Here is a 16079-nt window from a genome sequence, read left to right on the forward strand (position 1 = left end):
TTCAGTAAATTTTATAATTAATATTTCCATTCACTCTAATCAATTAAATCTATGGCAATTTCAAATTTTCAACAGTTTGCTCTTTCTAGATCTGAGATCAAAAACATTGTGGGAGGGTATTATGAAGCTGGTAAGAAGTGTACTGGAACTTGTTCCGTGAGAAATCCGGATAATGTTGTGACCACTGTAGACTGCGTTTCGCAAAAGGTAAATGGCACAAAAGCATGTACTTGTGGAACAGCATCATATGTAAAAAGTGGCTGTTCGTGGTCTTCTTAAATCTTGAAGAAACTTAACTAGTGTCTGCTAAATTAGTATGGTGGAAAGTGATATTAAAAAGAATTTCCACTATACTATTTTAGTCATATCAATTATGAAGCATATGAAATTATTCATCTCAATTCTCAGCTCGATTATTTTCATATTTTTTATTTCAAGCTGCGTTTTATTCTCAAAAGATATTAAAACTCAAATAAATATTTCTTCTCGAGAATATCCCGGAGCTGAGGTATCCCTAACCATAACCAGGGGTTTACCTTCTAGTCCCAAAGAAATTCATAAGTCTCAGCTTGATTCCTTAGGGCGTGCAAGAATTGAATTTTCCCACAAGGATACCCTCAATGCATTATTGATAGTTGGCGAATCGGAATTTTCTACGACCTTGTACATAGAACCCGGATCAGATATCAACCTTACAATTGAGAATGGCCTTCCTACCTTTAAAGGGGATTTGAAGATTATTAATTCCTACTATTACAAAATTGGTTTAAATGCAAGAGAAGGGCAGGAATATGTAAACGCCAATTGTGCGAGATATATATCTGCATCTTCTTTGAAACAACAGGTGTATCTAGACAGCCTGGCGACATTTGGCACAGAATTAAAAAAACAAATAGAAAAAGATAATTCTATTTCAAATCACTATCGGCAAGTGCTAATCGACTATTTTTCCATTTTTGGAATTACTCAACCCATGTATTTTGATATGAGAGTCGATAACAATGATTTAATCACCAAGGGTAGAAGTGCCATTTTGGACTCAACATTATCCAATGCTTTTGAAGGTTTTAGCTTGCAGCATAAATACATTAAGTTTCCAACCTATAGGTGGTACGTAAACATAAGATTACAACCTATATTTAATAATATCTTGAACTACCGTTACGAGAATGGCGTAAAAAAGGGGAAGTATGAATATATTAAAGAAGCGATTGAAAAAGACACCAAACTGAACGACTATCGGGACCTGTTAATGGCCATATTTATATTTCACACGTCGTCTAGCAGCGAGATGGATTATAATTTAGGATCAAAGCTTATAAACTCTTTCAAAATGGATTATCCACAATCAAAGTACTTGACTGAGTTGGAATATATGCTTACGGACTTCTATCAATTAAAAGGTGGGATGCCTATGAAGGACATAGAGATGCATGATGTTAATGGAAAAGCATTCAGTGTTTCAAGCCTTAAAGGAAATCTTATTTATATAGATGTTTGGGCAACGTGGTGTGGACCATGTATAGATGAATTGGAATATTCTAAAAAGCTAGCGAAGAAATATTCAAATCATCCAGAACTAAAACTCCTTTATGTATCAATAGATGAGGACACAGAGAGATGGAAGGAATATTTGAGAAAAAATTTACAATTTGAAGGTCTACACGGTATACAGAACTCTGAGTTTGTGGAAGATTCAAGTATGATTACCAGCCTGTATAAAATTTATGGTATTCCCAGATATATTCTGATTGATAAAGATGGAAAAATAATAAATGCTAATGCCAAGCGCCCATCTGAGTTATTGACTGATAGTTACTTAGATTCTCTTTTGGTTCTATAATTTAACCAATTCTAATTGTACTAACCATAAAAATCGTCAAAGTGCCTTTGTTAACCATTAATAATCTCTATCCCGTAAAAGACAATCTTGTTGTAAGACCTCGGTCTATGATTTTTTTATAATATTAAGAAACTAATTTAAATAGACATACCCAGAATTTTGTGTACTGAAATTAGGCCCCTAATTTTCATAACAAGGAATAATTATGTGTAATAATTAAATATATTGACATATGTCAATACATATAAAATATAAAATGTTGACATGGTATTATAACTTGATTTCAAGTTATAAAGTACTTTATAAAAGAATTATTTATATTAATAAAAGAAGAGAACATGCTTCTTTTATTAATAAAGTTGATGTAAATGTTCAGCTTATTAAAAATGATCATATTTTATTATTTGCAATCTTGCGTAATGAATCATTAAGATTGCCTTACTTTATTGAATATTATAAAAGTCTGGGAGTAGATCATTTTTTTTTGTTAGATAATGATTCAACTGATAATACCATTGAGATAGCAAGCAAAATAGATAATGTTAATATTTTTAAAACCAAAGATAAATATCAGAACCACTGGTACTGGATGGAATATTTGTTGCAAAAGTACGGTAGAGATCACTGGTGCCTGGTCGTGGATATCGATGAGCTATTGTGTTTTCCTCATACTGAAGCTCTATCAATTAGACAGCTTTGCAACTATCTGGATCAGAACGCTCAGACTGCTCTACGGTCTTTTTTGCTGGATATGTACTCCGGCAAGCAAATTGATATTGCTGAATATCAGCCGGGAAGTAATCCTTTGGAGGTAGTAGACCATTTTGATAAGGATTATATAGAATTGGAGTTCATGTTCCCTGACCGTATACGATTCAAGCCTTACTCCTTTCCTATTTTCACGGGTGGTATGCGGGATCGGGTATTTGGGAAAAGTAGGCCGCCTTCCATACTTTCCAAGGTATCATTATTCAAAAACGTGAAGGGCACCTACCTGTCGCAGGGTATGCACGCCATCAACGGGGCTGTGCTAAGTGATTTACAAGGAGTGGTGTTTCACACCAAGTTTTTATCCGATTTTATTCTGGAAGTGGAGGAGGAGTGTAATCGGGAGCAGCACTACGGAAATGCTTTTTACTACAAGCGGTTTCAGAAAACGTTGAGGGAGCAACCTTCCCTTTCCTTCTACCATGCCGGCTCGATAAAATACCGTGACAATCAGCAGTTGGTAGAGATAGGCTTGATGAAATCCGACCCAGCATTTGAAAAGTATGTCCAACAAGTATCCGGCCTTGCCGTATAAAAGCCTCCCTAACTAGCGCACAAATCTGAACCATGAAAAAATTCCCCCACTACTGCCAATTAGAAAATATGGACTGCGGCCCCACTTGCCTCCGCATGGTGGCCAAACACTACGGGCGGCATTACTCGGCGCAGACGATGCGGGAGCAGGCGCAGATCGGCAAGGATGGAGTGAGCATGCTGGGCATCGCGGAGGCCGCTGAGGCGGTGGGCTTTAAGACCGTGGGTGTGCGGGTCACCCTGGATAAGCTGGTGGAGGATGCGCCCCTGCCATGCATCCTGCACTGGGGTCAAAATCACTTCGTGGTGCTGCACAAGGTCACTAAGGGCTCGGTTAGTCGGCGCCTATTGCAGAGCATCATGGGTGGGCGCGGTAGCAGTGGTACAGGCGTTTCACCCGTCAATGGGTACCCAGCTACTGAAAATGCACAACCCAATCACCTGCTTGATAGCCAACCCTTAGAAACTTATCCGCCCCGCGCAGAACTTAATTCCAGCACCGCCCTCTTCCACATCGCCGACCCGGCCAGCACATTGGTCACCTACACGGCTGAAGAATTTGAGCGGCGGTGGCTGTCGGCTGAGCACGAGGGTGAGAAAAAAGGCCTGGCCCTGCTGCTGGAGCCAGGCACGCGCTTCTACGAGGAGGAAGGAGAGAAAGTAGAAGGCCTGCGGCTAGGCCAACTGATGGGCTACCTGCTGCGTTACCGGTCGCTGGTGGTGCAGCTCGGGCTGGGTATGCTGGCCGCGAGTGGCTTGAGCCTACTGCTGCCCTTCCTGACACAGGCCGTGGTAGACGTGGGCATCGGCACCCAAAATCTCTCCTTCGTGTACCTGGTACTCGTGGGCCAACTGGTGCTCACGCTGAGCAGCTCTGCAGTGAGCTTCCTGCAAGGCTGGATCTTGCTGCACATCAGCGTGAGATTGAACCTCACCATCCTGTCGGAGTTTCTGGCCAAGCTCATGCGGCTGCCGCTCTCTTTTTTCGACGTACGGCAGTTTGGCGACATCATGCAGCGCATCGGCGATCACCACAGAATTGAGGCTTTCCTGACGGGCCAAACACTGAGCGTGGCCTTCTCGCTGTTCAACCTGCTGATGTTCGGCTTTGTGCTGGCCTACTACCACCTGTCTATCTTTCTGGTGGCGCTGGGGGCCTCACTGGTCTACGCCCTGTGGGTGGTGGGCTTCCTGCGGAAGCGGCGTAAGCTGGATACCAAGCGCTTCGACGTATCGAGCCGCAACCAAAGTCAGTTAGTACAACTCATACAGGGCATGCAGGACATCAAGCTGGCCGGGGCAGAAACCGGCAAGCGCTGGGAGTTGGAGCGCACGCAGGCGAGGCTTTTCCGCTGGAATGTGCAGAGCCTGTCGCTGTCGCAGTTTCAGCAGGCCGGGGCGGTACTCATCAATCAGGGCAAAAATATTTTCATCACCTTCCTGGCCGCGAAGGCCGTCATTGCGGGCGAGCTGACGCTAGGCGGTATGGTGTCAGTACAGTACATTCTGGGGCAGTTCAACGCCCCTATCGAACAGATGATCGGCTTTATGCAGTCGTGGCAGGACGCGCAGATTAGCCTTGAACGCCTCAACGAGGTACACGGCCTGACTGACGAGGAACCTGCCCATTTGCCCCTGCGGCAGGAGTGGGACCGGGCGCAGGACATCCGTATCGAAAACCTGAGCTATACTTACCCCGGCGCGGGTAACGAGCCGGTGCTGCGCGACATCAGCCTGACAATCCCGCACGGCAAGACCACGGCCATCGTAGGCACGAGTGGCAGCGGCAAGACGACCCTTTTAAAGCTGCTTCTAAGATTTTATACGCCGAAGAAGGGGGGGATTTACCTTACCGTACCGACAGACCGCCCCCGGCTCCCTCTCCTTTCAGGAGAAGGGGAGGCATCAACGAATAATGTTTTAATTAACCTTCCGGCGGGTATCGTACCGGCCGGGGGCGGGGGACTGAATCTTGAAAGAATTTCGCATAGTGCGTGGCGGCAGCAGTGCGGGGTGGTGATGCAGGAGGGCTTTCTTTTTTCGGACACCATCGCCCGCAACATTGCCGTCTGTGACGAAGTGATTGACGAGGACAGGCTCTACCGTGCCGCCCGCACAGCCAACATCCATGCATTTATCGAGTCGCTGCCGATGGGGTACCATACCAAAATCGGGGCGGAGGGCAACGGCATCAGTCAGGGGCAGAAGCAGCGCATCCTTATCGCCCGCTCGGTATATAAGGACCCGCAACTGCTACTGTTCGACGAGGCCACCAACGCGCTGGACGCTAACAATGAGGCCGAAATTTTGCGAAATTTGGAAGAATTTTTCGAGGGTCGCACCGTGGTGGTGGTAGCCCACCGGCTGAGCACTGTTAAAAATGCCCATCAGATTCTTGTGATGGAGAAGGGCGAGATCGTGGAGCGTGGTACCCACGCCGAGCTGGTAGCCCGGCAGGGCAAGTACTTCGAACTGGTAAGTAATCAGTTGGAGCTGGCGGTATAGCGTACTCTTCGACCACCCCATCTCAAAGCGATGCGAACTCCTTCCAAATCTTGGAACAGTCAACCGCTGCCGTGGGTAAGTTGTAAAATGACAAAAAAACTTACAAAGTCCATAACCACATGCCTACGTTCCCCGAACTCCACAGCGATGAAGTCCATGAGATTATTAATCGGCCGCCGCCGGGGCTAGTGCGCTGGGGTATGATGCTGTTTCTAGGACTGTTCCTCTTGCTGGGATTGGGTAGCTGGCTGGTCCACTATCCCGACGTGGTGGTCACATCCTTTACCTTGACGGCCATCAATGCCCCGCGTACGGTGGTAGCCCGGACCGAAGGGAGGCTGGCGCGGCTGCTGGTACACGATGGGCAGAATGTAACTGCCGGACAGACGTTGGCTTACTCGGAAAGTACTGCCGACCCTGGGCAGGTACTGCGCCTGAGTAAGTCGCTTCATGCCTTGCGGGTGTCGGTAGACCAGCGGGACTGGGCGGCGATACATCGGTTTCCGAGTAGCACATACAGTCAACTCGGAGAATTGCAGAATGATTTTCAGACATTTTTCCAGCAGCTTACCCAACTCAAAACCTACTTAGACGGCGGCTTCTATTTGCAAAAGCGGACCTTACTGATTAATGATTACGAGGATCTGCGCGCAATGGAACAGACCCTCACCGAGCAGCTCGACTTACAACGCCGCGACTATGTTTTGGCCCAGGACGAATTCACTATACATGAAAAGCTATTCAAGGACAAAGTGATTGCGCCGCTCGACTACCAGCGCGAAAAGGTGAAGCTGCTGAATCGTGAGATGCCCCTCAAACAACTTGCCTCCGCCCTGATCCAGAATCGCACCTCCCAAACGGCCAAGCAGAAGGAGTTGCTCGAACTGGACAATGCTATTACCGAACAGCGGGGCAGCTTCATGCAGGCGCTCCAAACCTTACGCAGCAGTACGGAAGCCTGGCAGCAGCGGTACATCCTGCGCGCACCGGTGGCGGGTAAGGTATCGTTCGCCTCGCCCTGGCAGGAGCAGCAGAATATGAGCGCAGGCCAGGAACTACTGACCGTGGAGCCGGAGGGAAGTAATTTTCAGGGATTGATAAAGGTACCTCAGGCGAATCTGGGCAAGCTCCGTGAGGGACAAACTGTATATGTGAAGCTCGATGGTTACCCCTACCGGGAGTACGGTATGGTTGAGGGAACCCTTTCGCAGCTGTCGCTTACCCCAGGCCGGGACAGTGCATACTGGGGCTATGTGGAGTTACCCATCGGCTTGCGTACCCACTATGGCCGGCAATTGGCCTATCGCAACGGCATGAAAGGTACCGCCGAAATCATCACTGCCAACCGGAGGTTAGCCGAGCGGCTGGTGGAGGTCGTGAAAGTGCAGTACTGATTATATTTGTCAAATCGTTTTTCAATTTTGGGTTTTGCCTCGTCCTGATCTTAGTTTAACCTTGTCGATTGTCAGGCAGTTTTTTTGAATTTTTTGATAACATTCTTTTTAATCCAGTTTGACAGAGTGGCTTCAGTGATGTGGTAACGGTGGGCAATGTACTTTTGACTCGAACCATGCAACAGCAAGGCTTCAATCTCTGGCCTGAACTCATCAAGTTTACTCTTCCCGGGACCCGTTGGTCGTCCTAGTTTTACTCCGGATAGTTTCTTTGCCGCCAGTGACTCCCTGGTGCGCTTACTGATCAGGTCCCTTTCTATTTCAGAGGCCATCGAGAATACCATGGCCATCACTTTGCTCTGGATCGAGTCATCCAACTGCCAGGCACCTTTTACGGTATAGATCCGGATGCCCTTTTGAATAGCAATGGAAATAATTTCCATACATTCCAGCATGGATCTTCCCAGCCTTGAGAATTCACTCAGCAGAATCACATCTCCCTTTTTGAGCTCTTCCAGGATCAGTCCTATTTTTGCGGTTACGCCAGGAGACCTTTCCGGACACCTTCTCTTGGATGAATTCTACCTTTCCTAAATTCTTCTCGTTGGCCAGGTGCAGGATGTCGGCTTTGTTCTTTTCCAGATCCTGGTCCAAAGTCGAGACACGTAAATAGGCAATAGTCCGGGTCATTTACTAGCGATTAGATGAAAACCATATTATTTGATTGTTTTATAATAATAGCTATGAAATAATAAGTGCTTTTTATCTAATTATCATTACGATTTTTACGACCGTTTATTCTATAATATTCTGGCCAGTTTGTCCAGTAATATCATCTTCTGCTGACTCGTTTTTCTACCGTTGTTTATGTTGCTATGTAATTTAACTAAGTGTATTATATCCGCACTTGATGAGTTTCATAAACAATTTGGTCAAGTTAGCATACGACCGTGTCATTACGGATAACAGTCGGCAACCTGGAGCAGTATCATCAGGGAGCGTACCACCGCTGAACTTGCTTCGGCCTAGGCAAGAGGACGTACTTATGGTAGGCTTAAGCCTGAGCAAAAGGGAGCAGAAGACTGCTCCATAGATTAGCAAGGTATACAAGCGAAACACACGTGGCACGAAGCCCATCCGGGTGATGTTTCATATCAAAAGCTAGCCGACGCTTTACAAGATTCAGAAATTCGCTGGTGCCGGTGTGAAAGGATTCATTAAAAAGAGGGAGTAGTCTTATTAGCTAATATCAAGGTGTGACAATGTGTTCATGATTGGGTTGATCCCTGACCTTATAAACCGCTTTTCTTCTCCATCTCCGCCGGATAACGAGCCCCTTGAATTGCAATGTTAGAGGCCGCTTTTTCAATCTGGTCCAGGTCATCAGCCGTCAGTCTCACCCCAACTGCTCCCAGGTTCTCCTCCAGGCGGGCAAGCTTCGTAGTGCCTGGTATCGGAACGATCCATGGCTTTTTGGCCAGCAGCCAGGCCAGAGCGATCTGAGCCGGTGTAGCGTTCTTTTGTTGGGCTATCTCGCCCAGTAGATCGACCAACGCCTGATTGGCTTTTCGGTTTTCTTCCGTAAAGCGAGGTACGGTGCTGCGGAAATCCGTAGAATCAAATTGGGTATTCTCGTTGATCGCACCAGTCAAAAAGCCTTTACCCAACGGGCTAAAGGGCACAAAGCCAATGCCCAGCTCTTCCAGCGTGGGTAGAATCTCCTGCTCCGGCTCCCGGTACCAAAGCGAATACTCACTTTGCAGGGCTGTTACCGGCTGGACCGCATGAGCACGCCGAATGGTTCCTGCACCGGCTTCAGACAAGCCAAAATGTTTTACTTTGCCCGCCTCAATCAGCTCCCTTACCGTCCCGGCTACTTCCTCGATGGGTACATTCGGGTCTACCCGGTGCTGGTAGTACAGATCAATCACCTCCACGCGCAACCGTTTTAGCGACCCTTCCACTACCTGCTTAATGTGCTCAGGCCGGCTGTTGAGAGCATTCCACCGCCCCTGGGCTTCGCTTTCGGTAGCGGGTGCCCAACCGAATTTGGTAGCGATGACTACCTGCCCGCGAAACGGTGCCAGGGCTTCACCCAGTAATTCTTCGTTACAGTAGGGGCCGTACACTTCGGCGGTGTCAAAGAAGGTAACACCCCGCTCGACCGCTGCCCGCAGCAGGGAAATCATCTCGGCTTTATCTTTGGGCGGCCCATAAGACCAACTCATACCCATACAGCCCAGCCCCAGTGCCGACACTTTCAGGCCACTCATTCCCAATGTTCTTGTTTGCATACGTTTACTGTTTAGTCGATTCTGGCGTCTTTAATGATGTTAATGGCGTTGGAAATCCGGGGGAAACCGATGTACGGATAGAGCTGAACCATAGCAGCCAGCAGCGTTTCTTTGTTGTTGCCCACTTTCAAATTACCGACCGCGTGAGAGGCCATCTGTCGTTCGGTACCACCTAAGGTAGCCAGTCCGCAGAAGATCATCAACTCCCGGGTTTTCAGGTCCAGGCCCTCGCGGGTATAGAAATCACCGAAACCCGACTCGGTTAACATCCGGGGAATGGCTTCGGCAAATTCCCCCGGTAATACTTTCATGTACTGCTGCATGGCGTCACCGTAGAGAGGAGCCTGCTTTTCGCGTCCCCGCTCGAAACGTTCCCCTTCCTGCACGGTTCCCTTAGCCTCCAAAGGCAGCTTGATGCCCCGACTTTCAAAGACTTTGTTTATGACATCTAGGGCATTGAGTACTTTAGGATAGCCGATAAACGGCGCGCATTGATACACGACCTCCCGGATCTGGATCGGCGATACCCCCACATTAAGAGCGGCATTAGTGTGGGGAGTTAATTGCGGCAGGGTCTGGTTGGTAGTTAGCGCGGTGATGGTGATCAGCTCCCGCGTTTTGTCGTCCAGCTCACCGATGTAAAACACTTCGCCAAAGATGAACCGCTGCAGGATGGTCATCAGCTCGGGATCGGTTGGGCTAACCGTGATGGGCTGTCCAAACAATTCTTCGTATTTGGCCTGGGCTCGTTCTATCCGGTCAGGCGAGACACGGCTTGTATCCACCGGCGTTTTCGGAGAGGGTCTATTAGGAGTCTGCCCTAGCAATGGTGCTGACATGAGAAAAGTCAGGGCCAGCGGCAACAGCATGTGTTTCATAGATAAGCTTGGTTATCGTAACGGATAAGTAGAGACATACGACTAATTCAGCCGGTAGTGGTTGGGTGATTGACCCACCCGTTGCTTAAACAACCGGGTAAAATGCTGTGGGTACTTAAAGCCCATCTCGTAGGCAATCTCGCTGACCGACTTGCTCAGATCAAATAGTCTTTCCTTAGCCAGATCAATCACCCGGGCCTGAATATACTCCTGAGCGGACAGGCCCGTTTCCTTCTTGACCAGGTCACCAAAATAATTGGCGGACAGGTGGAGCTCTTCGGCACAGTATCCTACGGTGGGTAGTCCCAGGGTCTGGGGCTTGTCCGACCCAAAGTAGTCTGCTAATATGGACTCAAATTTGACTAAAACATCCTTGTGAACGTGGTCGCGGGTAATAAACTGCCGCTCGTAAAACCGGCCGCAATACTTCAGGAGTAGCTCAATATGGCTGACGAGTAACTGCTTGCTGTGCTTATCGATGGGATGTGTTAACTCCTCACCAATCTTACGCAGGCAGTCTACAACCAGGTCTTGTTCCCGATCCGAAAGATGCAGGGCTTCGTTGGCTTCATAGCCGAAAAAGCTATAGTCTTTGATGTGCTGGCCAAGGGGAGTGCCACGAATCAGATCCGGATGGAAGGCTAGTGCCCAGCCGGTCGGCTGCACCTGTTCGCCTTCGGCTTCTTCCACCCCAAACACCTGTCCCGGCGCAACAAATAGCATGGTGCCTTCGCCATAATCGTAATGCTGACGGCCGTAGATCAGCGGGGCGCATCTAGCATGTTTAAGAAAGACCAGGTAGAGCTCCGAGAGCCAGCGACCTGCCTGAACGGGCGCTGACTGGGACTGATCCAGCACACTGACCAGGGGATGCAGCACCCGCTGATTCCGCTCGACATTGAACTGAGTTACGCTTTGAATCTTCCGTATCTTCTCCATCTATTTGCTCTTTTTTACCGGTTTAAGCGTGAACGGCTCACCCGGAGCCAGCACGTGAATCCGGCCGGGATTTATGATCAGCTTAGCTAATTGCTTAGGGTCGCCATTGAAGGGAGTAAAATCAGGGGCATCCACTGATCCCCAATGGCACAGCAGCAGCGGCGTGTTAGGATACGCATTGGCTATTTTCACAGCGTTCTGCAAGCCGAAGTGCCATTCGCTGTCCGAAAAGTCGAAAAAGAGGGCATCCGGGGTGGGCCGGGTGAGGTGATGGTCCTCAATAAGGCGGGAATCACCTGGTGCCCATATAGTACCATCCGGGGTTTCCATCCAGAAGCCAGCACAGTCTTCGGGCTTAAACAGTCGCTGACTCGTACCGGGATAGGCATTTTGCCAGGCATGATCAGCAGGCGTTACCATGACCCGTACCGGTCCCACCGAAAACTGATCGCCGATCCCGTGTCCAAAGGAAGGTAGACCTATATTCTTCATCAGCGAATCAACATACAGGGTGGAATGAAATGCCCTGGTAACGGGTGCCAGACCCTTGGTCGTTGATACGCTGTAATGGTCATTGTCTCCGTGGGTGATCAAGACTGCATCCAGGTGAGGAACTTCCTTGGGAGAAATAGGCATATCGATCAAGACCGGCATATCAAACCCTTCCAGGACCGGATCAACCATCAGCGTTGTCCCCCGGCTATTGACCAGAAAGCCGGCGAAGCCCAGCCAGCGCACAGTGGTCTGCTTGGATGGCCCAAAGGCGGCGGCTCCAAAAGGCTGTGTTTTGGGTGCTTTGGCCTGATACTTCTTTTCAGTGGGCTTAGTTAAACCACTACGGGTACTATCAGCCGTTGTCTGGGCGTGGCCAAGGCTGGTTAGTCCGGCTATCAGGGCCATTCCTATAGCTATTGATTGAATCTTCATGCTCCTACTTGATTGTGTAAATCAGCTACTTATATTAGGAACAAAGGTCGGAGGATTCAGTTAGTGGATTTGTATACCTATTACAGGATTACTTACCATAATTACAGATGACACCTGTTAGCATCATCCGATGAGTTAGCCGGAGGAGCCTCAGTTTATTGGCTGCTGCGAATTTAAATAGTAAAGCAGAGAGGGGCTAACCCATGTCAAGTGTAGAAAGTAAAGAGGGAATGTTTTTCGCAAGGCGAAGCATTGAAGTACTTGGTTTGTCCAGCTGTTGGGTAACATCAGAAAGGGAGAATCAGTGGACCTAGTGTTTCTTGGTACTAATTCCGGCGCATCCATTCTAATCAAAACAACTTACCTTACATGGATCTTTGGTTAGGAGCGTGTTCCTGAACTATGTAGATATTATGTATTAAAAGGGTGAATATTAAATACAGTCAACCACTTTGGGTGAACTGTTTGGTTTTCAGCAGGCCGTGCTCGTATCAATACCTCCGTTAGCCATCCCACCTCCTCGGGAGCCCTGCTCCTCTAAACACACCATCTGTTTTTCTGGTTAGCTAACGGAGGCATCCAGCACTTAGGTACAGGATAGGCTGGCTCCCGCTTTTGAGGATAATTTCTATTCCATACCCCCAACTATGAACACGGCACCTATTGTACTGGTAGATGATGATGAGGAGGATAAGTATCTTTTTGAGGAAGTGCTACAGGAGCTTGGCTTTCTCAATCCTCTGATCTGGTTCAACCACAGCGAAAAAGCCTTACGTTACTTAAAGCAAACCACGCAGCCCCACCTTCTCATTATCTGTGATATGAACCTGCCGGGCCTAAGCGGCATTGAGTTCAAAAAGCACATTGATCAGGATCCTGAACTACGAAAGAAGGCCATCCCTTTTGTTTTTTATTCCACTTCCGTGGATCAGCAGACCGTCAACCGCGCTTATACCGAAATGACCGTCCAGGGTTACTTCAAAAAGAGTGGTAGCTACGATGAAACCAAAAGGGTCGTAAAACTAATGCTGGACTACTGGACCCACAGCCGACATTCTAATTCAACCTAACGGCTCTCTTTCTTAGCCATCAACTTCCTGGTGGCCTCTCCTGGGAAGCGTAGCAGAGCCACCTAAGGAGACTATCACTTCATCAACAGATAAGACTTGCTCTGACTAAGGTGCTGCATCACCTCTTGTAGTTTCTGAACAATCATGTCGTAGGGGCCTGAATTGACTATATACCCCGCTACTCCCAACTCTTTGGTACGTCCTATGTCAGTGGGGGTAGATGAAGTAGATATTGATCGGTACCTGATGCTTCCACTCTATTTTTTTTAGCTCGACCAGACACTCCCTGCCATCCATACCCGGCATATTCAGATCCAGAATGATAACATCGGGCCTTAGCCCCTCCTGCTGATGTAGCCGGGCCAGCGCCTCTTTACTTGTAGGGAGCGTCTACACTAGTACTAAATGTTCTATGAGGTTCCCTCCTTAAAACAACAGCCTAATAATAGACAGTTTATATAAGTAGTAAAGGAAGCGTCCGTTTTCACAGCCTTGTTTGGTGCTCCTTTGGGCGGTAGTCTTTTCGCTGTTGAAATTCTGCATCACAAACATGTGGTGGAGTACTAACGCTTATACCCGCTTTTGTAGCCAGCTGCTCGAGCTATGTTATCTTTATACTGATTACGCACATAGGTATTGGTCCTACTTGGCATTTCCCTATGTACGCAACTCCTGAACAAAATGACTTTTTTTATGCTATGCTCTATGGTATGGCTGGTACGGCCGTGGGCTGGCTTTTTATATTTACGGTACGTCAGTCCAGAAGACTGTTCAGACAATTGAAGTTGCCTATTTATATTAACATGATGATCGAGGGAGTATTCATAGGAACTATTGCTTACCGGTACCCTTGTCACGGTACTTTAGCCATGATGAACTGAATGTACTTTTAGATGAGCCGTTCAGCCTTACCTACCTGGTCATCCTGCTGATTGCAAAAATACTGGCTATTGTCTTTACTGTTACATCAGGCTGGCACGGAGGCTTTATCATTCCTCTTTTTTGTGGGAGCCTTCGTGGGGCTAATTATCAATGCCGACTTTCCGGGTCAGAATCTGCCCCTGATTCTGGTAAGCTGTATGGCCGCCATTAATGCGTGTGTCACCAGAACACCCATAAGTACTACAGTTCTTCTTTCAACACTGACGGGTTTCCACTATTACATTTCAATCATGTTTGCCAGCATGACCGGCTTTTTCCTGGACCCAAGACCCCTTTGATTAATGCTCAGCTAGGGGTAAGGGAAGTTGTTTAAGAAGGATAAAGCTGTTTTATAATCAACTTTGTTGATACTCATAGTAAAGTGAACACAGCATCTTTTACATTCAAATTACTGAAATAATCATTATTTAATAACATGAGTAACAGCAGGAACAGTAGAAAGTATTTCGCATATACGTTGTAGACATTTGGGTTCACTTGACCTCATAAGAGCGTCAATGCTCTGGTGGAATAACTTTTTTACATAGATCAATAAAGCAAACTATTGATAGTGAGCACTCTATCGAAAATTTGCAACAGATTGATCTTGTATAAATGTTAAACTAAAAATGATGCGATTATGAAACAGTTATCAAAAGTATTTATTGTTCTCCTGGCCTTAGTATCGACACCGCTCTTAGCCCAGGATTATAAGGTTACTTCGGATAAGGATATATCAGCCCCTTTTGATAAATATAAAACCTATTCCTGGGCTAAAAATATAAGCCTTGAAACAAGTCTTGCAAGTGCCCTTAATGATGCTATCCTTAAGACTGCCATTAGAGATGCATTAGCCCATGAGCTTGCAGCACGTAAATTCAAAAAGGTATCCCAGAATCCAGATCTTCTGGTCAATTTCCGGGTCTTTGACGAGCCTGTTGAAATGACAGCCTATGAAGGGTACTTCCGTGATCCAGAATACTGGGGAAAGAACGAAATAAGCCAGGAGAAGCTAGGGCTCATCCTGCATGCAGATGATCCCGGACGTCGTGGTAAAAAGTACTTTTTTGATAAAGGGACAATCATTGTTCAGCTGGTAGACGCTAAAAAAGGAGTGGTAGTATGGCAGGGGTATGCGAGTGGTATCACCAATGGTAATGTATTCGATAAGGACCCAGACCACGTAGCTAAAGCTATAAATCTTATAGCAGAAGAGTTAGACCTGGTTCTGAATGAATAGCAAGAGGAAAGGTTTAATTCGGAGTCATTATCAATTTGAAAACGCCTTCCGGCATTAGGAGCTCGTTCCATTTGGAATGTTTATCCAGGCCGGAAGGCATTTTATTATACATATAAAAAGTAGCTTTCACAATAGGTTAAGCTCTTTCCACTTTGACCTTATAAAGATTATCTTTAAGGTTTATTACAACTACACGGAAGCGTACTCCTTTCCGAAGACAGTTTTGTAATTGGTCTATATAGGGAGACAGCAGGTAATCACAAACTTTATCATTGCTGCTGATTACTATAACTCGGCCCGAATGGCTGGTAACTTGTAAAAAGTCACCTAAGAAGACCTCTTGAAGCGCCACTTCGACAATATTTTGAGGGTACAAAAGAAGGTAAGCGTAGAACAATCATCCCCCACATATTGAATAAGCTCAATACCAGATGAGTTGACACCAGAATTATGATTTTTATCTTCCATACCAGTTCTAAGATTTCTAATAGTAGTAGGTGTGATTGTGATGACGCTATATTTCTTTGCCTTTTATGATAGTATAGTCGATATTCCGTACGGAAAGCAGTAAATTATCAATTTGGTAAAGAAGCAATTTGTTATTTCTCTCACCAGGTAGTACCTCTAAAACTGTACTCACCTGATACGCATCGCATTGGAAGAAAGAATACCTGATTGTCAGCCTATTTGCCTGGAATCTGGGTAAGAATAATGAATCAACGTCTCGCCTTGTGGTGATTACAGCTATGGAATTACTATATAAGAA

Annotated in this window: 14 protein-coding genes and 2 pseudogenes; 9 read left to right on the forward strand and 7 right to left on the reverse strand. The window is 46.9% G+C overall.

The features are described from left to right. Positions 1–382 precede the first annotated feature (382 nt). The 4 genes from JUB14_RS26730 to JUB14_RS26745 all read left to right on the forward strand — a co-directional run bounded on the left by JUB14_RS26730 (position 383) and on the right by JUB14_RS26745 (position 7044). Positions 383–1843, forward strand: coding sequence for a TlpA family protein disulfide reductase (locus JUB14_RS26730; protein ID WP_207509942.1), 1461 nt, complete (start codon positions 383–385; stop codon positions 1841–1843). A gap of 277 nt (positions 1844–2120) precedes the next feature. Continuing rightward, on the forward strand, positions 2121–3146 hold the full coding sequence (locus JUB14_RS26735) for a glycosyltransferase family 2 protein (protein WP_207509943.1): 1026 nt from the start codon (positions 2121–2123) through the stop codon (positions 3144–3146). A 32-nt stretch (positions 3147–3178) separates the two neighbouring features. Next, complete coding sequence (locus tag JUB14_RS26740) at positions 3179–5650, forward strand: peptidase domain-containing ABC transporter (protein WP_207509944.1); 2472 nt, start codon at positions 3179–3181, stop codon at positions 5648–5650. 119 nt (positions 5651–5769) lie between these two features. Next, positions 5770–7044 (forward strand): HlyD family secretion protein, encoded by a 1275-nt coding sequence (locus JUB14_RS26745; RefSeq protein WP_207509945.1) that lies wholly within the window; start codon positions 5770–5772, stop codon positions 7042–7044. 71 nt (positions 7045–7115) lie between these two features. Here JUB14_RS26745 and JUB14_RS27960 read toward each other — a convergent pair whose 3' ends face one another. The 6 genes from JUB14_RS27960 to JUB14_RS26770 form a co-directional block, all read right to left on the reverse strand. Next, a complete protein-coding gene (locus tag JUB14_RS27960; protein ID WP_310586208.1) occupies positions 7116–7538 on the reverse strand; it encodes a recombinase family protein in 423 nt (140 codons plus the stop codon). Next, positions 7522–7734, reverse strand: a complete 213-nt coding sequence (locus JUB14_RS27965; RefSeq protein ID WP_262897636.1) for a recombinase family protein — start codon at positions 7732–7734, stop codon at positions 7522–7524. The genes JUB14_RS27960 and JUB14_RS27965 overlap by 17 nt, the downstream gene beginning before the upstream one ends. 602 nt (positions 7735–8336) lie before the next feature. Beyond that, complete coding sequence (locus JUB14_RS26755) at positions 8337–9338, reverse strand: aldo/keto reductase (protein WP_207509946.1); 1002 nt, start codon at positions 9336–9338, stop codon at positions 8337–8339. Between the two features lie 11 nt (positions 9339–9349). Further along, positions 9350–10216, reverse strand: coding sequence for a carboxymuconolactone decarboxylase family protein (locus JUB14_RS26760; RefSeq protein ID WP_207509947.1), 867 nt, complete (start codon positions 10214–10216; stop codon positions 9350–9352). Between the two features lie 42 nt (positions 10217–10258). Continuing rightward, positions 10259–11155, reverse strand: coding sequence for a helix-turn-helix domain-containing protein (locus JUB14_RS26765; RefSeq protein ID WP_207509948.1), 897 nt, complete (start codon positions 11153–11155; stop codon positions 10259–10261). Continuing rightward, positions 11156–12082, reverse strand: a complete 927-nt coding sequence (locus tag JUB14_RS26770; protein ID WP_207509949.1) for an MBL fold metallo-hydrolase — start codon at positions 12080–12082, stop codon at positions 11156–11158. A gap of 647 nt (positions 12083–12729) precedes the next feature. Between JUB14_RS26770 and JUB14_RS26775 the strand changes: the two genes are divergently transcribed. Continuing rightward, on the forward strand, positions 12730–13152 hold the full coding sequence (locus JUB14_RS26775) for a response regulator (RefSeq protein ID WP_207509950.1): 423 nt from the start codon (positions 12730–12732) through the stop codon (positions 13150–13152). Positions 13153–13359: 207 nt separating this feature from the next. Here the strand turns inward: JUB14_RS26775 and JUB14_RS28210 are convergent. Continuing rightward, positions 13360–13521 (reverse strand): annotated as a pseudogene (locus JUB14_RS28210) (response regulator); the annotation flags it as partial. A gap of 251 nt (positions 13522–13772) precedes the next feature. Here JUB14_RS28210 and JUB14_RS27840 point away from each other — a divergent pair. The 4 genes and pseudogenes from JUB14_RS27840 (at position 13773) to JUB14_RS26790 (ending at position 15313) form a co-directional block, all read left to right on the forward strand. Further along, the gene (locus JUB14_RS27840) at positions 13773–14033 is read left to right on the forward strand and encodes a chloride channel protein (protein WP_310586209.1); all 261 of its coding nucleotides are present in this window, start codon (positions 13773–13775) and stop codon (positions 14031–14033) included. Next, positions 14003–14089 (forward strand): annotated as a pseudogene (locus JUB14_RS27970) (hypothetical protein); the annotation flags it as partial. The gene JUB14_RS27840 and the pseudogene JUB14_RS27970, both read left to right, overlap by 31 nt. Positions 14090–14102: 13 nt before the next feature. Next, on the forward strand, positions 14103–14372 hold the full coding sequence (locus tag JUB14_RS27845) for a chloride channel protein (protein WP_229368349.1): 270 nt from the start codon (positions 14103–14105) through the stop codon (positions 14370–14372). 341 nt (positions 14373–14713) lie between these two features. Further along, complete coding sequence (locus JUB14_RS26790; RefSeq protein ID WP_207509951.1) at positions 14714–15313, forward strand: DUF4136 domain-containing protein; 600 nt, start codon at positions 14714–14716, stop codon at positions 15311–15313. Positions 15314–16079: the final 766 nt, after the last annotated feature.

Source organism: Telluribacter humicola (assembly GCF_017355935.1).
Lineage (GTDB): Bacteria > Bacteroidota > Bacteroidia > Cytophagales > Spirosomataceae > Telluribacter > Telluribacter humicola.